Raw genomic sequence first — 21281 nt, forward strand, 5'->3', positions numbered from 1 at the left:
CAGCGAGGGGTTGTAGGCCGGGTAAGGCGAAGCCGCCACCCGGCGCGAAAGCGGCTCCGCGTCCGCTGCCATGATTGCCCGGCGGGGCTACGCTTGCGCGGGCCTACGGGTGATGCCAGCGAGGGGTTGTAGGCCGGGTAAGGCGAAGCCGCCACCCGGCGCGAAAGCGGCTCCGCGTCCGCTGCCATGATTGCCCGGCGGGGCTACGCTTGCGCGGGCCTATGGGTGATGCCAGCGAAGGGGTTGTAGGCCGGGTAAGGCGAAGCCGCCACCCGGCGCAAAAGCGAATCTATGCTTCGCTTTCATCCCAGAGCTACCGATCAGTATCCTTGTTCGAAATAGCTTTCGAGGATAACCACGGCAGAGGCGGAATCAACGCTGCCTTTATTGAGTGCGCGAAAACCTCCGTGTTCGAACAGCCCGGCGCGGGCTTCGACGGTGCTTAAACGCTCGTCGTGGAGAGTGATTTTTACGCCGAAGCGGCCATGAATTTTATTGGCGAAGTTACGTGCGCGCGCGGTTAGCGGTTGTTCAGTGCCGTCCATGTTCAGCGGCAGGCCGACAATCACCGCTTCCGGCTGCCACTCTTTCAGCAGCTTTTCGATGATGTTCCAGTCCGGTTTGCCGTCCTGCGCCTTCAGCGCCGGGAGCGGACGCGCCGTGCCGGTAATGCGCTGCCCAACGGCGACGCCGATGCTTTTGGTGCCAAAATCAAAACTCAGAAAGGTACCGCTCATTATGCATGCCCCGCGTCGGCAGGCATCGTCACGATATCGATACCGATAAGTTTGGCCGCTTCGCGCCAGCGATCGGCAATCGGCGTTTTAAACAAAATATTCTGATCGGCCGGCGCGGTAAGCCAGGCGTTATCGAGAATTTCCTGCTCCAGTTGCCCTTTTTCCCACGACGCGTAGCCCAACGCGACCAGCACGTTGCTCGGTTGTTTATCGGTACCGAGAGTTTCCAGCACGTCGCGTGAGGTGGTAATCACCGTGTTGTCGGAGATACGGATGCTGGAGGAAAAATCAGACGGCGGCGTATGCAGGATAAAACCGCGATCCTCCGCCAGCGGGCCGCCGACCATCACCGGTTTATCCAGGCGAATTTCCGGGTTGCGCGCCACCGGCGCGATTTTCAGTTTTTCCAGGATCCCTTCCACCTGCAAATTTTCCAGCGGCTTATTGATGATAATGCCCATGGCGCCATCGTCGTTGTACTCGCAGATATAGACGACGGAGCGACGGAAAAGAGGGTCCTGTAGCGCAGGCATGGCAATCAGAAAGTGATGCTGTAAATTCATTGTCAGAGGTTCTGTTCCTGGTTTAAAAAAACAACACCCAGTATGCGGGTAAAGTAGAAACGTGTCGATGCACTTTATTTTACCGGCGCCGGAAGACGCCTGGCGGGCGGGCGTTTGCCCGCCCCAGTACTTATTTATTGATACGTTTTTCGATAGCGTCCATTAGCATGCCGGTAATCGACACGTCCGGGAAAGCGGCTTCGATTTCGCGCACGCAGGTCGGGCTGGTGACGTTAATTTCGGTCAGGCGATCGCCGATGATATCCAGGCCGACGAAGATAAGGCCTTTGGCTTTTAGCGTCGGGCCGACGCGGCGGGCAATTTCCCAGTCGCTTTCGGTCAGCGGACGCGCTTCGCCACGGCCGCCGGCGGCCAGGTTGCCGCGCGTTTCACCGCCCTGCGGGATACGCGCCAGGCAGTATGGCACCGGTTCGCCGTCCACAACCAGCACACGTTTGTCGCCGTCTTTGATGGCAGGCAGGTAATTCTGCGCCATGCAGTAGCGGCTACCCAGTTCGGTCAGGGTTTCGGAAATGACGCCGAGGTTCGGATCGCCCGCTTTCACGCGGAAGATTGAGGCGCCGCCCATACCGTCCAGCGGTTTGAGAATGATATCGCCGTGTTTCTCCCAGAACGCTTTCAACTGGGCTTTATTACGGGTCACCAGCGTTTCCGGGGTGAGTTCGGAGAACCAGGCGGTAAACAGCTTTTCGTTACAGTCGCGCAGGCTCTGCGGCTTGTTGACGATAAGCGTACCTTTTTCTTCGGCGCGCTCGAGAATGTAGGTGGCGTAGATAAACTCGGTATCGAACGGCGGGTCTTTACGCATCAGGATGACGTCGAGATCCGCCAGCGGCAGATCCTGTTCGCCGGTGAATGCGTACCATTTGTCGTAATTCTGCTCGACGCTCAGCGTGCGCGTACGGGCGCGGGATTCGCCGTTGATGAGATACAGGTCGTTCATCTCCATATAATGGAGTTCATAACCGCGACGCTGCGCTTCCAGCAACATAGCGAAGCTGGTGTCTTTTTTGATGTTGATGGATGCGATAGGGTCCATCACGATTCCGAGCTTGATCATTGTTCTCTCCATTAGCGCTGTCGTGTTTGCGGAACGTTGCGCCAGATTTTAGCCCAGATCGCCAAAACGCACCTGCAGCGCGGTGATGGCGGTGAGCGCGGTAGTCTCAGTACGCAGAACGCGCGGTCCCAACAGGATATCAGTAAACTGGTAGCGAGCGGTCATCGCTATCTCTTCCGCCGACAGGCCGCCTTCCGGGCCAATCAGCAGGCGAACACGTTCAACCGGCAGCGGCAGCGTATTGATACTGGCGCTGGCGCGCGGGTGCAGGTTGAGCTTGAGGCCGTTTTCTTCCTCGGCGCACCAGGCTTCCAGCTGCATCGCCGGGCGAATCTCCGGCACGATGTTACGGCCGCTCTGTTCGCAGGCGGCAATAGCGATTTTCTGCCACTGCTGAATCTTCTTCTGCAAGCGTTCGGCATCCAGTTTAACGCCGCAGCGCTCGGAAAACAGTGGCGTTATGAGGCTTACGCCAAGTTCGATCGATTTCTGGATGGTGAATTCCATTTTTTCGCCACGTGACATCACCTGGCCGAGATGGATATGCAGCGGAGATTCACGATCGTCGATCTGGCCGCGGATAACCTCGACCATGACGTTTTTCTTGCCCGCTTCGGTGATGACCGCGTCGAAAACCTGATTGCTGCCATCAAATAGCTGTATTTCTTGGCCTTTGCTCATGCGCAGGACGCGGCCAACGTGGTTGGCTGCGTCTTCGCTGAGGGCGATGTGGCTGCCAGGGGTAATGCGTTCCGGGTGGTGGATGCGGGGGATGCGCATGCTTGATATTCCGTTCTTCGCGCAGATTGCGCCTTCCCCTCGGCGGGGAAGGCGGCGGCTGCAAATTAACAATTGCCGCTAGTGTAGGTTAGCTCTTTTGCGCCTGGCAAGCCTGCTGGACGTAAGGATTATGGTTGCCCTGAACTTTGGCGATTCGCTCATCGCGCTCGCATTCCCAGGAGGTCACCGGATACTGCTTATCCCAGGCGGTAAATAGCTGGGTTTGCTGGCGGGAAAGATTTAGCTGATAGCGGTCACGCATATAGAAGTAGGTGCGGGCGATCGAGCCGCGGGCGCGTACTGGCGGTTCGGCGACTTTATCTTTGAAATCGACCTTCATGGCGCATTGACCATACTGTCCATCGCCGCCGTTCCACTGGCTGTACATAAAGTTGCCGCGATCGCCATTGACCTCGCCGACCGCAGGCTGCAGGTTATGCATATCGCTTTCCATTTTGCGGTATTCCGGATCTTTGGCGCAGTTTTTACGCCCGCCATCCTGCCAGCACTGGCGCTGGTGGCCGAACTGCCATGCCGGGACCACATGTTCCCATTCGACCCGGCTGGCGCGGTTCTCATTTTTACGCACTTTGTAGCCGCAAGATTCCAGATCGATAACGCCTTTTTTACCCTGCCAGTCGATTTTACAGCCGCAATAAAAGTCGCCGGGGACGTCGGCATTCACTTTTACGCCAGCGGCTTTCGCCTGGGAAAAACTATTAATACCAGCGGCCGCAAGCTGGCCGCTGGCTGCCACGCTGAATAACGCGACGGCGAAAACATACATACGGGACATCGTAAACTCCGTGTCAAAACGAGCCCGCAACGTAGCGAATGAGGGGGTCAGATGCAATCAGTCAGATCAGAAAGTTTCTAATTAATTCCAGTGGTTACTTTTCGGCCACCAGCAGATCGCCGCAGCGAACGCAGCGGTAAGTGGCTTCACCGCGCACCACGCGGTTATGGCGACGGACGGTGAGCTGATGCTGCTGGCATTGGCAGCGATAGGGGAAGGTGTTCTGGCGGACTGAATCGAGCTCAAAGCGATGGGTGCGGCGGGCGGGGACGCCCAGCACGGCCTCCATCATCCATTTCCACTCTTTGCCGTGCGGCGCGACGCGGCCAAAGTGCTTCCACACCAGTAGATGCGCCAGTTCGTGCGGCACCACTTCATCGATAAACGCTTGCTGATTTTCCAGCAATAGCACTGGATTGAGGCGGATCTCGTTTTTCTCCAGCCACGCGGTGCCGGCGGAGGTGCCGCGCTGCTGATAAACCAGCGTCGGTTCCGCATAGCGGCGTTCCAGCTTGAGATTGGCGGTGGCGAGATGCTCCCGTAGGCTACGCATGACGGCCTGCTGGATAGCGATGGGAATTCGGGGTGTTTTCATAGCGCCAGAGGATAGTGCGCCGCGCGGGGGAGAGCAAGAAGAAGCTTCCTCCCGGATGGGGAGGAAGCACAGAGGGGATTAATCGCGGGCGCCGATTTCGCGCAGCGGACGTCCCTGCATCAGGTTGCGTTCGATATGTTCCAACGAGACGTTTTTGGTTTCCGGAATCAGCCAGATAGTCAGCAGGATAAACAGCACGTTCAGACCGCCGTAGACCCAGAAGGTGTTGGCGCTGCCGAGAGAGTTCAGCATGGTCAGGAAGGTGGCGCCGACGATCATATTGGCAATCCAGTTGGTCGCGGTGGAGCAGGTGATGCCGAAATCACGGCCTTTCAACGGCTGGATTTCAGAACACAGTACCCAAATCAGCGGGCCGGCGCTCATCGCGAAGCCGACGATAAACATCAGCAGCATCAGTACCGCGAAGTACTGCGCGGTAGCAGAATGAATACCGATATGCATCATGCTGCCCAGCACGCCCATACCGGCGGCCATCACGATAAAGCCGAGGATCAGCGTCGGTTTACGGCCCCAGCGATCGACCAGGCCGATGGCGATAAAGGTGGCCAGTACGTTGGTCAGGCCGACGATCACCGTGCCCCACATTTGCTCAGTGGTATTGGCATAGCCCGCCAGTTCAAAAATCTTCGGCGCATAGTACATGATGACGTTCATCCCGGTGAACTGTTGCATGATCTGCAGCAGTACGCCGAGGAACACCGCGCGGCGGAAGTTGCTGTTCTCTTTGAACAGCGCCCAGCCGGACTGTTTGACTTTCAGGCTTTCGCGGATTTCATCGAGCTCGCGTTTGGCTTCCGCGCTGGTATCGCGCAGGCGCAGCAGGACGCGCTCGGCATCGACGAAACGGCGTTTAGCGGCAAACCAGCGCGGGCTATCCGGCAGGAAGATTACGCCGATCAGCAGCAGGATTGCCGGGATGATAATCACGCCGAGCATCCAGCGCCACGCGCCGCTGTAGCTGAAGGCGGTGTCAGAGAGGTAGGCGCCGAGGATGCCGATGGTGATCATCAACTGGTACATCGAAATCATACTGCCGCGGATTTTCTCCGGTGCGATTTCCGACAAGTACAGCGGCGCGGTGTAAGAGGCGACGCCAACCGCCAGCCCCAGCAATACGCGGGAAATCAGCAGAATTTCGACGTTCGGCGCGGCGGCGGAAAAGAGTGAACCGGCCACAAACAGGATCGCGCCGATCATCAGGCTTTTTTTACGCCCAAGTTTGAAAGAGAGCCAGCCGCTGCCCACTGCGCCGACGGCGGCGCCGAACATCATGGAGCTGACCACCCACTCCTGGGTGTGTGCGCTGATCTGGAATTCATTAGCAATGAACGGTAAGGCGCCGGCAATAACGCCGATATCAAGGCCGAACAATAAGCCGGCCAGCGCGGCGAGGAAACAGACAAAGAACGTCATCGTCTTGTTTGAACGCCCTTGTTTTTTGTTGTCAGGCATAACGCCCTCCAGTTGAGTGATTGATTCTGTCGCTGCTAAGAGTAGGGCAGTGCCGGACAAAAAAACGTGATTACAATCACGACTGTGTAATCGGTTACACTAAGGTAAAGATATGTAATCAGTAAAAATATATTCAAATCATAGATATAAAAATCAAACCTCGCCAATAAGATTGCGCTGAAACGGCAATATTCGACATGTTATGTAACATTGTGAAAAGAGTTCGTGCCTACTGGCAGCTAAAACAATCCCGCCCTTGCGGCATATATGTAATCGCTTTCATCACGTGGAGGAGGTAAATGGATCAACGATGGTCAAACGTCGGGGAGAGAGATTCAGGGCAACAAAAAGGCCAGCGCGGGGCTGGCCTTAAGCAGTCAAGCGGGGTGGCTTATTTCAGGCCAGCCGCTTCGCGCAGCAGGGCTGCTTTGTCGGTTTTTTCCCATGGGAAATGTTCGCGACCAAAGTGACCGTAAGCCGCGGTCTCTTTGTAGATCGGGTGCAGCAGATCCAGCATCTGAATCAGGCCGTACGGACGCAGGTCGAAGAACTCGCGTACCAGCAGGGTCAGCTGTTCAGAAGGCACTTTTTCGGTGCCGAAGGTTTCGACCATGATTGAAGTCGGTTCAGCGACGCCGATAGCGTAGGAAACCTGAATCTCACAACGGTCAGCAAGGCCTGCGGCAACGATGTTTTTCGCCACATAGCGCGCCGCGTAGGCTGCGGAACGGTCAACTTTAGATGGATCTTTACCGGAGAACGCGCCGCCGCCGTGACGAGCCATGCCGCCGTAGGTATCAACGATGATCTTACGACCGGTCAGACCGCAGTCGCCCATCGGGCCGCCGATGACGAAACGTCCGGTCGGGTTGATGAAGAACTTGGTGGAAGCGTTCAGCCATTCGGTCGGCAGAATCGGCTTGATGATCTCTTCCATCACTGCTTCCTGCAGGGATTTCTGATCGATATCTTCAGCGTGCTGAGTGGAAAGCACAACCGCATCGATGCCGACGATTTTGCCGTCGTCATACTGGAAAGTGACCTGGCTTTTCGCATCCGGACGCAGCCACGGCAGGGTACCGTTTTTGCGAACTTCAGCCTGGCGCTGTACCAGACGGTGCGCGTAAGTCACCGGCGCCGGCATCAGCACGTCAGTTTCGTTAGTGGCATAGCCAAACATCAGGCCCTGGTCGCCCGCGCCCTGTTCCAGCGGGTCGGCACGGTCAACGCCCTGGTTGATATCCGGGGACTGTTTACCAATGGCGCTCAGGACGGCGCAAGAGTTGGCGTCAAAGCCCATATCGGAATGCACGTAGCCAATTTCACGCACCGTGTTACGGGTGATCTCTTCGATATCAACCCATGCGCTGGTGGTGATTTCACCGCCAACCAGAACCATGCCGGTTTTGACATAGGTTTCGCACGCTACGCGCGCTTTCGGATCCTGCTCGAGGATCGCGTCCAGCACGGCATCGGAGATTTGGTCAGCAATTTTGTCTGGATGCCCTTCTGATACAGACTCGGACGTAAAGAGGTGTTTTGCCATGTTTTGTTTTACCTGTGAGTATTCGTGTAGCTCATACTGTTGTGTAGAGAGGCTTTGATAGATGACCCTACCAAAGCTTGCAGGTAGTGACACGAGCAGTCTGAGTGTTAATCAGTATAGATGGATTAACTTCTGGATGGCTATTTTAGGTCAGAACTTCATCGCATTTCCACATTTTTTTGACATCGCCCGCATTAATGGAAAAAGCGTGGTGGAAATTTTTCCTGACAACCCCGGCAAGGCGCGTATTTTTATTTTGCATTTTACCCCGCTTCTCGGTATAAAACGCCGCGCGCGGCTCATTAAAAAAGCGCACGAAGCTCCATCTCGTGACGCCACTTCCAGCCGGGTTAAGCACTCTGTTACACAGCGGCGGTTTCGCCAGCTGTACGATATGTATATACCCTAAATAATTTAAGTTGCAGGAAGGCGGCAAGGGCGCGAATTCCCAGGAGCATAGATAACTATGTGACTGGGATGAACGCACGCAGCCAACGCATCTGCAGCTTGAAGTATGACGGGTATAGCTTTGGCTTGTCGCTGGCCTTTTTCGGGGCAGTGTGGAGGTGATACCAGATAATGAACCAACGTTTTTCGCCTGATTCGTCGCGTCGTTCTGTCGCGCAATTCTATCCCGCAATCTGCATCTCTTTCGTGCAAACCTGCCGATGTTCTACCCATCTCGGCGCTTCTCAGGATTCCAGGGCCTCCAGGCTTTTTGAAAACTGAACAAGGGCGCTCTTGCGTGAGCAAGGGTTTTCTCGTGGTTTCTCCGGGCTGTCATACCAGCTTCGGGTACGTGTTTTACTATATATGAATAAGAAACCGGTCGCGCAGCTGCAGTGCCAGCACTATCTGCTGGGATTAAAGGCTGTTCATGGGTTGTTATCGCGTCTGTCGACTGCGATAGTAGTTAATATTACAAGTTGAGGTTCGCTATGTCTGACGACATGTCTTTGGGTTCGCTTTCGTCAGCAGGCGAACACGGTGTACTACGTTCCATGCAGGAGGTTGCGATGAGCTCCCAGGAAGCCAGCAAAATGCTACGTACCTACAATATTGCCTGGTGGGGTAATAACTATTACGACGTTAACGAACTGGGCCATATCAGCGTTTGCCCGGATCCTGACGTCCCGGAAGCGCGCGTCGATCTGGCCGAGCTGGTCAAAGCGCGCGAAGCCCAGGGACAACGCCTACCGGCGCTGTTCTGCTTCCCGCAGATCCTGCAACACCGTCTGCGCTCGATTAACGCCGCCTTCAAGCGCGCGCGTGAATCCTACGGTTACAACGGCGACTATTTCCTTGTCTACCCGATCAAGGTCAACCAGCACCGTCGCGTGATTGAATCCTTGATCCACTCCGGCGAACCGCTGGGGCTGGAGGCCGGTTCGAAGGCTGAACTGATGGCGGTGCTGGCGCACGCGGGCATGACCCGTAGCGTGATCGTCTGCAACGGTTATAAAGATCGCGAATACATCCGTCTGGCGCTGGTGGGCGAGAAGATGGGCCATAAGGTCTATCTGGTCATCGAGAAGATGTCGGAAATCGCCATCGTGTTGGAAGAGGCCGCCCGTCTGAACGTAGTGCCGCGCCTTGGCGTGCGTGCGCGTCTGGCTTCGCAGGGATCCGGTAAATGGCAGTCCTCCGGCGGCGAGAAATCTAAATTTGGTCTCGCGGCGACGCAGGTGCTGCAACTGGTCGAGATTCTGCGCGAGGCGGGCCATCTTGAGAGCCTGCAACTGCTGCACTTCCACCTCGGCTCGCAGATGGCCAACATTCGCGATATCGCCACCGGCGTGCGTGAATCGGCGCGTTTCTACGTCGAGCTGCATAAGCTGGGCGTCAATATTCAGTGCTTCGACGTCGGCGGCGGTCTGGGTGTCGATTACGAAGGGACCCGCTCGCAGTCCGACTGCTCGGTGAACTACGGCCTGAATGAGTACGCCAACAATATCATCTGGGCTATCGGCGATGCCTGTGAAGAGAATGGCCTGCCGCACCCGACGGTGATTACGGAGTCCGGCCGCGCGGTGACCGCGCACCACACCGTACTGGTTTCCAATATCATCGGCGTTGAACGCAACGAATACACCGAGGCGACCCCGCCGGCGGAAGACGCCGCGCGTCCGCTGCAGAGCATGTGGGAAACCTGGCTGGAGATGCACGAAACCGGCAACCGCCGCTCGCTGCGTGAATGGCTGCATGACAGCCAAATGGATCTGCACGATATCCATATCGGCTACTCCTCCGGCACCTTCAATCTGCAGGAGCGCGCGTGGGCGGAACAGCTGTATCTGAACATGTGCCATGAGGTGCAAAAACAGCTCGATCCGAGCAACCGCGCCCATCGCCCGATCATCGATGAGCTGCAGGAACGTATGGCGGATAAAATCTACGTCAACTTCTCGCTGTTCCAGTCGATGCCGGATGCCTGGGGTATCGATCAGCTGTTCCCGGTAATGCCGCTGGAAGGGCTGAACAAGTCTCCGGAACGCCGCGCGGTGCTGCTGGATATTACCTGTGACTCCGATGGGGCCATCGATCATTACGTTGACGGCGACGGGATCGCCACCACCATGCCGATGCCGGAATACGACCCTGAGAACCCGCCGATGCTAGGCTTCTTCATGGTTGGCGCCTATCAGGAGATCCTCGGCAACATGCACAACCTGTTTGGTGATACCGAAGCGGTAGACGTTTTCGTCTTCCCTGATGGTAGCGTTGAGGTTGAGCTCTCCGATGAGGGCGATACGGTGGCTGATATGCTGCAGTACGTCCAGCTGGATCCGAATACGTTGCTGACCCAGTTCCGCGATCAAGTGAAAAATACCGGTCTCGACGCCGAGCTGCAGCAGCAGTTCCTTGAAGAGTTCGAAGCGGGGCTATACGGATATACTTATCTTGAAGATGAGTAATTAAGAGCCCTCTGCGGAAAGGCCGGTTTAGATTCATAAACCGGCCTTTTTTATAAATGAAATCTGAAACATCATATTGCATGCTTTTTAAAACCGTAAAGGCCCGTACACTGCCGCAAGGAAATTACAGCAGTGGGACAGGGATGGTATATGAAAAGCATGCCGTATTACGGTTTTATTATCGGTGTATTACTATTAAGCGGCTGTTCGCGCCCAATAGCAAACAATAGTTGCGCGGCGCGCCCCTCTGTGGCCGCCCCTCATGAAGAGAACGACCTGCGCTCAACGATTAAACACAGGTCCGCGGAACGCATGGGTCGTTACCCTGACGAAATGGTATCGATTGATTATTCCGGCCCGTATCAAACTGGTTTTGATCAACAGTATAATATTCATCCAGGTGACCTGGAATATACGGTACGTGATGCTAATTATAATTTTCTTCCTATCACTCGTAGTTATAATCATGATACGGGCGAATGGCAATATGCCATTGAGGCGTATAATGGTACGCAGTATCAATTATACGTCCGCAATTATAGCCGCAGCATGGATTATGAAATTGTCGCCACGGTAGATGGTCTTGATGTGCTGAGCGGTAAGGCCGCTTCGCTCAATAATAGCGGCTATATTGTGCCGGCTGGCGGCTCGCTGGCGATCAAAGGTTTTCGTAAAAACAGCCGCGTTGAAACGGCGTTTGAGTTTTCAAACGTCTCAGCGTCTTACGCTGTCCAATCTGCCCAGGAGATTGGTCGCAACGTCGGGGCAATCGGTTTTGCCGCTTTTGCCTTACGCGGAAAAGCGCCGGCGCCTTGTCAAAAATAAACGTCCCGCTTGCCGCCGGGCGGTTTTCAGGCGATAATTTGTCCTTATAAGCAGTAACCCAATTCAAACCCTTCCTCGTCGGGCCTAACGACGCGGAGGGGTTTTTTTATACTTATTTTTTACGTTCCACGACTGCGAAAAGAGGTCATATCCATGAGCACTTTAGGTCATCAATACGATAACTCCCTGGTATCCAACGCCTTTGGTTTCCTGCGTCTGCCGATGAACTTTATGCCGTATGAAAGCGATGCGGATTGGGTCATCACCGGCGTGCCGTTTGATATGGCGACCTCCGGGCGTGCGGGCGGCCGCCATGGCCCGGCGGCGATCCGTCAGGTGTCAACTAACCTCGCCTGGGAGCATAACCGTTTCCCATGGAACTTCGACATGCGCGAACGCCTGAACGTCGTGGACTGCGGCGATCTGGTCTACGCCTTCGGCGACGCCCGCGAAATGAGCGAGAAACTGCAGGCGCACGCGGAGAAACTGCTGGCGGCCGGTAAACGCATGCTCTCCTTCGGCGGCGACCATTTCGTCACCCTGCCGCTGCTGCGCGCCCACGCCAAGCATTTCGGTAAAATGGCGCTGGTACACTTCGATGCCCACACCGATACCTACGCCAACGGCTGTGAATTCGACCACGGTACCATGTTCTACACCGCGCCGAACGAAGGGCTTATCGATCCGAACCACTCCGTGCAGATCGGTATTCGTACCGAATTTGATAAAGATAACGGTTTCACCGTGCTGGATGCGGGCCAGGTTAACGACCGCAGCGTCGATGACATCATCGCTCAGGTGAAGCAGATCGTCGGTGATATGCCGGTGTACCTGACTTTCGATATCGACTGTCTGGATCCGGCATTTGCGCCAGGTACCGGTACGCCGGTGATCGGTGGGTTGACCTCTGACCGTGCGATTAAACTGGTGCGCGGCCTGAAGGATCTGAACATCGTCGGAATGGACGTGGTTGAAGTCGCCCCGGCCTATGACCAGTCCGAAATTACCGCCCTGGCGGCGGCGACTCTGGCGCTGGAGATGCTTTATATTCAGGCGGCGAAGAAAGGCGACTAATTTTTAAGCGTTTACTGCTGCTGCTGCGCGACGCATGCGCAGCAGCAGTACGCCGCCGGCGCACAGCGTGATCAGCTGGGAGGCCACCAGAACGGAAAAACCAGAACTGACCGATCCCACCGATTTCATCACCACTCCCATTAGCAGCGGAATAAACGCCGCGCAGATATTGCCAATGCCGTTAATGATCCCATAGGCGCTGCCCACCGCTTCGCGCGGGGCGTGATGCTGCACCACCGCCGGGATCGCCGCCCCCTGTAATCCCCAGAAAACGTTTGCCGCCAGCATAAACAACGCCAGCATCACCGGCTGCTGGCTGAGCATCAGCGCCAGCACCGAACCGGCAGTGAGTAGGCCGCCGATAATAAACAGCAGCGGCGCCTGCTCCGGGCGCATTTTGTCGAGGAGCACGCCGCCAAGAAACTTTGAACCCAGGCTTAACAGAAAGGGGACTGCCGCCAGCAGCCCGGTGGCCTGTAGTGAGAAGTGGTGCTCATCGCGCAGCCAGGCGGGCAACCAGGCGCTGCTCCCCCATAGATAGCTGAGCGTGGCGATTTCCACCAGCAGGATCCAGCCAAGCAGCGGCGTACGCCAGGCGAGGGCAAAAGTTTGGCTGAAGCCCGGCTTCGCGCGCTGTGCGGTCACTTGCGGCGCGGGGAGAAAGCGCCAGATTAATCCACCGCCGAGCAGCAAATTCAGCAGCGCCAGCACGTAGAAGGCGCCGATCCAGCCAACGTGCGCCATCAGCCAGGTGACCAGCGGGAAGCCTACCGCCAGCCCCAACGATACGCCGAGGGCGGTCACCGCATTCGGTTTACCTATTTCATCGGCGGCGAAGTTGTCGTTGATAAAGCGCGTTTTCAGTGAGAATAGCGGCCCCTCCGCCACGCCAAGAACAATGCGCGCGATTAACATTCCCATTAGTGAACCGAGTAACGGGGAAATGGCGCACACCAGCGCCCATATCGCAATGCTGCTTAACAGTCCCTGACGATAATGCCATCTACTTTCTATAACTGGTGTTAATAATAATGCCGAAAAACCATAACCCAGAAGAAAGCATGTCATTAGCATTCCTTGTAACATTCTGTTTTCATTTAACTGGAAATGGGCAGCGAATTCCGGGTTAAGGATCATCACCGAGATATTTACCCGATCGACGTAGGAAATAATTATTAACAAAAGTAGTGCTATTACCCCTTGCCATCTTGCCGCCATTCGTTATCTCCACGCTTAATTTAATGATTGCCGGTTATTATTTTTTAACGCCAGAAATAGTCACATGAGTAAAATGATTCACCTGTGAAACTCATTGTTTTTTAACGATTAAATAAAGTGTTGTTTCATGGATGAAACATCATGTTTTCCGCTATTGCACATTTTTAATGATCGTTTAGAAAAGAAGTCAATAGCCGCATGTGAAATTTAAATCGGCATTTTTATTTATAATGGATCACCTCTTTAAATATCATCATTTCATCTGAATGCAGTTTTTCGTGATCAATTGCACACTTAGCTAATTTAAAAGCCTTTCATTAACAACTTCGTCACATTAACGCTTGACGAAACATTCACCGCTTTTATATTGACCGTATTAAATAAGAAACAGAGTTTCATATATGAAACAAAGCCTGGAGGATTGCGATGAGCTGGATAGGCGTATGTGACGCGGAGCAAGTACAGGAAGATTTTCCCTATAGCGGCAATATCGACGGTAAGGAAATCGGTATTTATCTGATTGATGGCGAATATTACGCGCTGGAAGACGTTTGCCCTCATGCCTATGCGCTCCTGAGCCAGGGCTTTGTCGAAGATGGCAAGGTGGAATGCCCGCTGCATGAGGCGGTATTCGACGTCAAAACCGGCCAGTGCCTGCATGGCCCCGGCGGCCGCAACCTTAATCGTTACCCGGTGCGGGTATACGACAATCAGATCCAGATTACTTTTATCGAGGAGAACGTGGCATGAGCGAATCCCTGGACTTCAACCCGGCGCTACCGGAAAGCCGCCAGTTTACGCCACCGGCGGAAGGCGGAAACGGCAATATCCATAAGCCTGGCGACTATCACAATCTGATTTGGCAAACCCGCAGCCGGGTGCCGGAAAACTGGGAGCTTCAGCTTATCGCGACCCTGGAAACGCTGTTCGAACAGGGCGCGGAAAGCCTCGGTGAGCTGGTGAACGGTCTCAATGGCGTCAGGATGCATGACCAGCAGGGCGAACCGTGGAGTGAAAGCAGCTTCCAGGCATTTTTACAGGTCAACGGCTACTGAGGACACAGTAATGACGACAACGGTACAAAACTATCTTGATAAAGGGTTGCGCGGCCTGTGGTATCCGGTGCTGGCGAGCTGGGAGGTGCAGTCTGCGCCGGTGGGCATTACCCGTCTCGGTGAGCAGATCGTGGTCTGGCGGAATAAAGACGGTCAGGTGCAGGCGCTGGAAGACCGCTGCCCGCATCGCGGCGCGCGTCTGTCAATGGGCTGGAACTTAGGCGATCGTATCGCTTGCTGGTATCACGGCGTGGAAGTCGCCGGTAACGGCGAAGTCAAAGACGTCCCGGCGGTTGACCGCTGCCCGCTGGTCGGCCAGCAGTGCGTGCGCAGCTACAGCGTGCAGGAAGCGCATGGGGCAATCTTCCTGTGGTTCGGTGTCACCGCCGACCAGCAGCCTGATGAACTGAGCTTCCCGGAGGAACTGGCCGACCACGAAACATACAGTAACTTCCTGTGCACCGCGGCGTGGAAATGCAACTACCAGTACGCGCTGGAAAACGTGATGGACCCGATGCACGGTACCTATCTGCACTCGTCATCGCACTCGATGGCGGAAGGCGATCGCAAAGCCGATATGGTGCTGCAGCCGACGAAAACCGGCTTTATCTTCGAGAAAAAAGGGCAGAGCGGCGTCAACTTTGACTGGGTTGAACTGGGCAACAGCGGCGCCTACTGGATGCGCCTGTCTATTCCGTACAAAAAGCGTTTCGGGCCGGGCGGCCACTTCTGGATCGTCGGCATGGTGGTTCCGGAAGATAACGACAACTGCCGCGTCTTCTTCTGGCGCATCCGCGGCGTACAGGGCTGGCAGCGCGATCTGTGGCGCTTTATGTACCGCAACCGTCTGGAAAAACTGCACTGGGAAGTACTGGAACAGGATCGCGTGGTACTGGAGAGCCTGGCGCCGAACGCCCGCGATCATGAATATCTCTATCAACATGATGTCGGTCTGTCCCGACTGCGCCGTATGATGCAGAAAGCGGCGAAGGAGCAGCTAGCGCTCCGCGAAGCGCAGCAGGGTGCCGCCTGATGAACGGCCTGCTGAACGGTAAACGCATTGTCGTCACCGGCGCGGCGCGTGGCCTGGGTTACCACTTTGCCGAAGCCTGCGCCGCGCAGGGCGCGACGGTGGTGATGTGCGACATCCTGCAGGGGGAGCTGGCGGAAAGCGCTCATCGCCTGCAGCAGAAGGGCTATCAGGTCGAATCCCACGCCATCGATCTTGCCAGTCAAACGTCGATCGAGCAGGTCTTTAGCGCCATCGGCGCGCAGGGGCCGATTGATGGCTTAGTCAATAACGCAGCGATGGCCACCGGCGTCGGCGGTAAAAATATGATCGATTACGATCCAGATCTGTGGGATCGGGTGATGACGGTCAACGTTAAAGGCACCTGGCTGGTGACCCGCGCTGCGGTACCGCTGCTGCGGGAAGGCGCGGCGATCGTCAACGTCGCCTCGGACACCGCGCTGTGGGGCGCGCCGCGGCTGATAGCCTATGTCGCCAGCAAGGGCGCGGTAATTGCGATGACCCGTTCCATGGCCCGCGAGCTGGGTGAAAAGCGGATCCGTATCAACGCCATTGCTCCGGGGCTGACTCGCGTCGAGGCCACGGAATATGTTCCCGCCGAGCGTCATCAGCTGTATGAGAACGGCCGCGCGCTCAGCGGCGCGCAGCAGCCGGAAGATGTCACCGGCAGCGTGGTCTGGCTGCTGAGCGATCTTTCGCGCTTTATCACCGGCCAACTGATCCCGGTCAACGGCGGTTTTGTCTTTAACTAACAAGTGAGGCGGTATGGCGAACGATCAGGAAGTGAAGTACCTGGTACCGGGTCTGGAGCGCGGTTTACAACTGCTGCTGGCGTTTGGCGAACAGCATCGCGATCTAACCTTTGCCGAGCTGCATCGGCTGGTGGATATGCCGAAAGCGACCGCCTATCGCGTGGTGCAGACGCTGGAATATATGGGCTTTCTCGAGCGTAACGCCCGCACCAATACCTTTTCGCTGGGCATGAACGTACTGCGTCTGGGCTTTGAATATATCGCTTCACTGGATGTCGCCCAGGTGGGTCAGCCGGTCATCGAGCAACTGCGTGATATCAGCCAGTGCAGCAGCCATCTGGCGATCCGCGATGGCCGCGACATCATTTACATCGCCCGCGTCAGCGCCGCCGGTTCGCGTATCAACCAGGTCAGCGTCGGAACGCGGCTACCGGTGCACTGCACCTCGCTTGGCCGCATGCTGCTGACCGATGTTTCCCGCAGCGAGTTTGAGCAATTGTTCCCGGATGAACGTCTGCCGGGCAATACGCCGGGTCAGCTGTACGACCGCGAAGCGCTGTGGCAGATGGTGCAGCAGGATAAAGCCCGCGGCTATGTGATTGGCGAATCGTTCTATCGCCACGGTATCTCATCGATTGTCTATCCGGTCTTTGACCGCAGCGGCCGGGTGGCGGCGGTCGTTAGCATTCTGGTGCCGTCGGACGAGATCCCGCAAAGCGATCGCGAGCGGTTACAGAACGAGGTCAGTATGGCGGCGGACAAAATTTCCGGTTTCCTCGGATATTTGTCACAGGCAAGTTAAATCAACAACTTAACGGCAGGCGCTTGATTGCGTCGGGCATGTTTTACGCCCAAATTCGGGCGACTGAACGGTAAAGAGGCGACGAAGAATGAGTATTACCGGAATTGAAAAGCTGGAATTTGGCGTAGACGACCTGAACCACAGCGCGAAATTCATGCGCGATTTTGGCCTGACCGGCGACGCCAGCGGCCGCGCGTTTACCACCCTCAGCGGCGCGCGGGTCGAACTTAACCCGACCGATAGCGCCGACCTGCCGCCAGCCTTTGAGGCGGGCAACACCCTGCGTCGCATGACCTGGGGCGTGGCGGATCGGGCGGCGCTGGATGCGCTGCGCCCGAAGCTGGAACGTCAGCCCGCTTTCCGTGAAATCGACGGCGCGCTGGAGTGCCGCGACCCTAACGGTATGACGCTGCGGGTGCAGGTAAGCCAGCAAACGGCGGTGGAACTGAACGTCGAGCCGATCAACCAGTGGGGCGATGTACGTCGCATCGACACCCCGAGCCCGGTGTACGACCGCGCGCAGCCGATTAACGTCGGCCACGTGGTGTTCTTCGTGGAAGAACTGGCGGCGGTGGAAAGTTTCTATCGCGAAGTGCTCGGCTTCCAGGTGTCAGACCGCTATATCAATCGCGCGGTGTTCCTGCGCTGCGGCGTGCGCGGCGGCCACCATAACCTCTTCTTATTGCAGTTGCCCAACCGCAAACGTGGACTTAACCACGTCGCATTTACCGTACGTGATATTCACGAAGTGATCGGCGGCGGCATTGCGATGAATAAAAACGCCTGGAGCACGTTTATCGGCCCCGGCCGCCATCCGGTCTCCTCGGCCTACTTCTGGTATGTCAACAGCCCGACCGGCGGCGCTTTTGAGTACTACACCAACGATGACTATCTGACGGAAAACTGGCAGCCGCGCGAGCTGGAGCATTCACTCGTGTCCTTTACCGAATGGGCGGTGGAAGGCGGTATCGATCACGATACCCGTCGCCAGCAGAAAAAACCGGAGGCGGTATGACGGCGCGGATAGTCATTATCGGCGGCGGCCAGGCTGGCGGCTGGGCGGCGAAAACGCTGCGTGATGAAGGGTTTAGCGGCGAGATTTGCGTGGTTGCCGAAGAGCAATGGGATTTTTACGAGCGCCCGCCGCTGTCGAAAGCGGCATTGCTGGAGGCCGAACCGGCGCTGCCGCGAATATTCAGCGCCGAGGCGCAACAGGCGCTGGATCTGCGCTGGTACCGACCGCTGCGCGCGGAATCGATTGACCGGCAAAATAAAACCCTGGCGCTGAGCAACGGCGAAACGCTGGCGTACGATCAACTGCTGATCGCCACCGGCGGCCGCGCGCGCCTGCCGTCCGAGGCCTGGGCGCAGCATCCGCAGGTCTATACCCTGCGCCACTGGCAGGACGCGCAGCGTCTGAAGCAGCGGCTGGCATCGGCAACGCGGCTGGCGATCGTCGGCGGCGGCTGGATTGGCCTCGAAATCGCCGCCTCGGCGCGCAAAAGCGGCGTAGCCGTAACCCTTTATGAACAGCAGCCAGCGCTGTGCATGCGCTCGGTCAGTATGGAGGTCTCGCTGGCGCTGGATGAGTTGCATCGCCGGCAGGGCGTTGATATTCGCCGCGGCTGCGGCGCGCTGGAGCTGGAAGATGATAACGGCCTGCCGACGCTGCACTGCGACGGCCAGCGGGAAACCTTCGATGCGGTGGTGGTGGGGATCGGCGTCGATCTCAATCTGGAACTGGCGCGCGATGCCGGGCTCGCTGTCGAGCGCGGGATTGTCGTCGATGCCCAGGGACGCAGCAGCGATCCGGCGATTTTCGCCGCCGGCGATGTCGCTCAGCATCATCAGTATGGCCTGTGCATTCAGTCGTGGGCCTTTGCGCAAAATCAGGCCATCGCTACGGCGAAAGCGATGCTCGATCCGCAGGCCAGCGGCTACGACGAGGCGCCGTGGCTGTGGTCGGATCAATACGATCGCAATATCCAGATCCTGGGGATCCCGCAGGCGGGCAGCCGTACCATCGCGCGTGACGAGCCGCAGGGCGCGCTCTATTTCTCGCTCAATGCCGATGGACGTTTAACGCAGCTGGTGGCCTTCAATAATGCACGTACCGTAAAGCTGGCGAAGCGCTGGATGGCGGCGGGGAGGGATCTCTCTGACGTCCCGCTCGCTGACCCGACTTTCTCGCTGATGTCATTGCGATAATTAACGCGAACCCTTAAGGGGGAGAAATGACCACATTAGAGACTAACGCCGCGCCTGCTGAGGCGAGTGGCGAGGGCATCCGCACGCCTGAAAAGGCGGTGCGTTGGGCCATTCCGCTGTCGCTGCTGGCCTGCGTACTGCTGGCGTTTTTCGACAAAATCAGTATCGCCGCGCTGTTTTCCGATAGCCACTTCCAGCAGGCGATGGGGATCGATTTCGATACCACCCGGCTGGGTATTTTGATGAGCGCCTTTCTGCTGAGCTACGGCTTCTCGTCAGTGTTATTAAGCGGTCTTGGCGACCGGATTGCGCCGCTGCGCTTGCTAACTGGAATGATGGTGGTGTGGTGCATCCTGATGGTGATCATGGGCTTCACCCACAACTACGCGCTGATGGTGACGCTGCGCATCCTGTTGGGCATCGCCGAAGGGCCGCTGTTCCCGCTGGCGTTCGCCGTGGTGCGCCACACCTTCCCGCAGCGGCTGCAGGCCCGCGCCACCATGCTGTGGCTGCTCGGCACGCCGGTTGGCGCGGCGCTGGGTTTCCCGCTGTCAATTTGGCTACTCAATACCTTCGGCTGGCAGAGCACCTTTTTCGTGATGGCGATGCTGACGGTGCCGGTGCTGATTTTTGTGCGCATCGGGCTGCGCGGCGTGCAGCTGGAGGCGAAAGTCGGCAGCGATAAAACGTCGCAGGAAGCGCGCCGCAGCGCGCGGCGCGAGCTCTTCGTTAGCCCGCATTTCTGGATGATCTGCATCTTCAATATCGCCTTTCTCGCCTATCTGTGGGGGATCAACGGCTGGCTGCCGGGCTACCTGATTAAAGGCAAAGGCATTCATCTGGAACACGCCGGCTGGCTGTCGTCGATGCCGTTTATCGCCATGCTGCTGGGCGAAATTATCGGCGCCTGGCTGTCCGACCGCGTCGATAAGCGCGCCGCCGCCTGCTTTATTTCCCTGGCGGGCGCCGGAATCGGTTTGGCGGCGGTGATGCATTTTAGCGCGCCGTTACCGGTGATTGCGGCGATGAGCTTTAGCACCTTTATGTGGGGCACCGGCGCGCCAAACATTTTCGCGCTGCTGGCTAAAGCGACCCATCCACGGGTCAGCGCCACGGCGGGCGGGATTTTCAACGGGCTGGGAAACTTTGCCGGGGCGTTATCGCCGGCGGTGATGGGCGCGCTTATCGCCTTCACCCATAGCATGGATTCCGGGCTGATTTTTCTGGCGGTGATGGCGGCGGTGGGCTGCGCCCTGTTACTGCCGCTGCTGAGACGTTACTGAGGATAAAACGATGACTGATTCAACCGTAACTGCAAAACAGAGTCTGAAACCTGAACATTTGACGATGGAAGAGTGGGTGGAGTCGCGTATCGCGCGCTTCGAAGGCCGTAAATACGACTGGAATGCGCTGAAATTCCAGGCCGATTTCGATCCGAAATATCGCCGCGCGCAGATGCGCTACATCGGCACCGGCGCCACCGGCGTCGCCAGCGATACCAACACCGTTCCGGCCGAGCACTTCACCTTCTCCACCATGGTGTTGCCGTCCAAATGTGAAGGCCCGCTGCACCTGCATGATGACGTAGAAGAGGTGTTCTTCATGCTCAAAGGGCAGATCACCCTGATGATTCAGGACGGCGACAACTATACCGAAACCGTACTGCGCGAACGGGATCTGATCTCGGTACCGCCCGGAATCTATCGTGGTTTGTTCAACCACGGCGAAGAAGAGGCGCTGATGTGCGTGATGCTCGGCACCCATAAGCCACATATTCCGACCTACCCGGAAGATCATCCGCTGGCAAAAGTAAAACGTAACTAAGGGGCGA

General features: G+C 56.9%; 23 protein-coding genes. 14 read left to right on the plus strand and 9 right to left on the minus strand.

The window, feature by feature from the left end:
* Positions 1 to 320: 320 nt before the first annotated feature.
* The 8 genes from ruvX to metK all read right to left on the minus strand — a co-directional run bounded on the left by ruvX (position 321) and on the right by metK (position 7571).
* Entirely contained in the window at positions 321 to 737 is a 417-nt protein-coding gene (gene ruvX / locus KGA69_RS10100) for a Holliday junction resolvase RuvX (protein WP_015369733.1), read from the minus strand.
* Positions 737 to 1300, minus strand: coding sequence for a YqgE/AlgH family protein (locus KGA69_RS10105; RefSeq protein WP_045392076.1), 564 nt, complete (start codon positions 1298 to 1300; stop codon positions 737 to 739). The genes ruvX and KGA69_RS10105 overlap by 1 nt, the downstream gene beginning before the upstream one ends.
* Positions 1301 to 1430: 130 nt before the next feature.
* Complete coding sequence (gshB, locus tag KGA69_RS10110) at positions 1431 to 2381, minus strand: glutathione synthase (protein WP_045392071.1); 951 nt, start codon at positions 2379 to 2381, stop codon at positions 1431 to 1433.
* A gap of 48 nt (positions 2382 to 2429) precedes the next feature.
* The gene (gene rsmE, locus KGA69_RS10115) at positions 2430 to 3161 is read right to left on the minus strand and encodes a 16S rRNA (uracil(1498)-N(3))-methyltransferase (protein ID WP_015369736.1); all 732 of its coding nucleotides are present in this window, start codon (positions 3159 to 3161) and stop codon (positions 2430 to 2432) included.
* A gap of 88 nt (positions 3162 to 3249) precedes the next feature.
* The gene (gene endA, locus KGA69_RS10120; protein WP_045392065.1) at positions 3250 to 3957 is read right to left on the minus strand and encodes a deoxyribonuclease I; all 708 of its coding nucleotides are present in this window, start codon (positions 3955 to 3957) and stop codon (positions 3250 to 3252) included.
* 94 nt (positions 3958 to 4051) lie between these two features.
* Positions 4052 to 4552 carry a SprT family zinc-dependent metalloprotease gene (locus tag KGA69_RS10125; RefSeq protein ID WP_020077952.1) on the minus strand — a complete coding sequence of 167 codons (501 nt, stop codon included), beginning with the start codon at positions 4550 to 4552 and terminating at the stop codon, positions 4052 to 4054.
* A 78-nt stretch (positions 4553 to 4630) separates the two neighbouring features.
* Positions 4631 to 6025 carry a sugar porter family MFS transporter gene (locus tag KGA69_RS10130; protein ID WP_045379571.1) on the minus strand — a complete coding sequence of 465 codons (1395 nt, stop codon included), beginning with the start codon at positions 6023 to 6025 and terminating at the stop codon, positions 4631 to 4633.
* Positions 6026 to 6416: 391 nt separating this feature from the next.
* Positions 6417 to 7571: a methionine adenosyltransferase gene (gene metK, locus KGA69_RS10135; protein WP_004149807.1), complete on the minus strand. Its 1155-nt coding sequence runs from the start codon at positions 7569 to 7571 to the stop codon at positions 6417 to 6419.
* Positions 7572 to 7707: 136 nt separating this feature from the next.
* On the opposite strand from metK, the gene KGA69_RS10140 reads away from it, so the two are divergent.
* The 5 genes from KGA69_RS10140 (at position 7708) to speB (ending at position 12385) form a co-directional block, all read left to right on the plus strand.
* The gene (locus KGA69_RS10140; RefSeq protein WP_155956312.1) at positions 7708 to 7980 is read left to right on the plus strand and encodes a hypothetical protein; all 273 of its coding nucleotides are present in this window, start codon (positions 7708 to 7710) and stop codon (positions 7978 to 7980) included.
* A gap of 404 nt (positions 7981 to 8384) precedes the next feature.
* A complete protein-coding gene (gene yqgB, locus KGA69_RS10150; RefSeq protein WP_015369741.1) occupies positions 8385 to 8501 on the plus strand; it encodes an acid stress response protein YqgB in 117 nt (38 codons plus the stop codon).
* 8 nt (positions 8502 to 8509) lie between these two features.
* Positions 8510 to 10486, plus strand: coding sequence for a biosynthetic arginine decarboxylase (gene speA, locus KGA69_RS10155; RefSeq protein ID WP_020077953.1), 1977 nt, complete (start codon positions 8510 to 8512; stop codon positions 10484 to 10486).
* Positions 10487 to 10636: 150 nt separating this feature from the next.
* Positions 10637 to 11311 carry a hypothetical protein gene (locus KGA69_RS10160; protein WP_045392062.1) on the plus strand — a complete coding sequence of 225 codons (675 nt, stop codon included), beginning with the start codon at positions 10637 to 10639 and terminating at the stop codon, positions 11309 to 11311.
* Between the two features lie 153 nt (positions 11312 to 11464).
* A complete protein-coding gene (gene speB, locus KGA69_RS10165; protein WP_015369744.1) occupies positions 11465 to 12385 on the plus strand; it encodes an agmatinase in 921 nt (306 codons plus the stop codon).
* A 3-nt stretch (positions 12386 to 12388) separates the two neighbouring features.
* On the opposite strand, the gene KGA69_RS10170 is transcribed toward speB, so the two are convergent.
* Positions 12389 to 13603, minus strand: a complete 1215-nt coding sequence (locus KGA69_RS10170) for an MFS transporter (protein ID WP_213293061.1) — start codon at positions 13601 to 13603, stop codon at positions 12389 to 12391.
* A gap of 426 nt (positions 13604 to 14029) precedes the next feature.
* On the opposite strand from KGA69_RS10170, the gene KGA69_RS10175 reads away from it, so the two are divergent.
* From KGA69_RS10175 to KGA69_RS10215, 9 genes are all read left to right on the plus strand, one after another.
* On the plus strand, positions 14030 to 14353 hold the full coding sequence (locus KGA69_RS10175; RefSeq protein WP_004151769.1) for a Rieske (2Fe-2S) protein: 324 nt from the start codon (positions 14030 to 14032) through the stop codon (positions 14351 to 14353).
* Positions 14350 to 14658: a recombinase-like helix-turn-helix domain-containing protein gene (locus KGA69_RS10180; protein ID WP_004144765.1), complete on the plus strand. Its 309-nt coding sequence runs from the start codon at positions 14350 to 14352 to the stop codon at positions 14656 to 14658. The genes KGA69_RS10175 and KGA69_RS10180 overlap by 4 nt, the downstream gene beginning before the upstream one ends.
* Positions 14659 to 14668: 10 nt before the next feature.
* Positions 14669 to 15691 carry an aromatic ring-hydroxylating oxygenase subunit alpha gene (locus tag KGA69_RS10185; RefSeq protein WP_045392056.1) on the plus strand — a complete coding sequence of 341 codons (1023 nt, stop codon included), beginning with the start codon at positions 14669 to 14671 and terminating at the stop codon, positions 15689 to 15691.
* Positions 15691 to 16440 carry an SDR family oxidoreductase gene (locus KGA69_RS10190; protein WP_213293063.1) on the plus strand — a complete coding sequence of 250 codons (750 nt, stop codon included), beginning with the start codon at positions 15691 to 15693 and terminating at the stop codon, positions 16438 to 16440. Before KGA69_RS10185 ends, KGA69_RS10190 begins: the two co-directional genes overlap by 1 nt.
* Positions 16441 to 16453: 13 nt before the next feature.
* Positions 16454 to 17242: an IclR family transcriptional regulator gene (locus KGA69_RS10195; protein ID WP_045392053.1), complete on the plus strand. Its 789-nt coding sequence runs from the start codon at positions 16454 to 16456 to the stop codon at positions 17240 to 17242.
* Positions 17243 to 17330: 88 nt separating this feature from the next.
* Positions 17331 to 18257, plus strand: coding sequence for a VOC family protein (locus tag KGA69_RS10200; protein WP_045379551.1), 927 nt, complete (start codon positions 17331 to 17333; stop codon positions 18255 to 18257).
* The gene (locus tag KGA69_RS10205) at positions 18254 to 19450 is read left to right on the plus strand and encodes an NAD(P)/FAD-dependent oxidoreductase (protein ID WP_063447212.1); all 1197 of its coding nucleotides are present in this window, start codon (positions 18254 to 18256) and stop codon (positions 19448 to 19450) included. Before KGA69_RS10200 ends, KGA69_RS10205 begins: the two co-directional genes overlap by 4 nt.
* A 26-nt stretch (positions 19451 to 19476) precedes the next feature.
* Positions 19477 to 20733 (plus strand): MFS transporter, encoded by a 1257-nt coding sequence (locus KGA69_RS10210; RefSeq protein WP_049057839.1) that lies wholly within the window; start codon positions 19477 to 19479, stop codon positions 20731 to 20733.
* 10 nt (positions 20734 to 20743) lie between these two features.
* Positions 20744 to 21274 (plus strand): cupin domain-containing protein, encoded by a 531-nt coding sequence (locus KGA69_RS10215; RefSeq protein ID WP_045392044.1) that lies wholly within the window; start codon positions 20744 to 20746, stop codon positions 21272 to 21274.
* Positions 21275 to 21281: the final 7 nt, after the last annotated feature.

Origin of the sequence: Klebsiella sp. A52, from assembly GCF_018388785.1 — a bacterium.
Classification (GTDB): domain Bacteria; phylum Pseudomonadota; class Gammaproteobacteria; order Enterobacterales; family Enterobacteriaceae; genus Klebsiella; species Klebsiella aerogenes.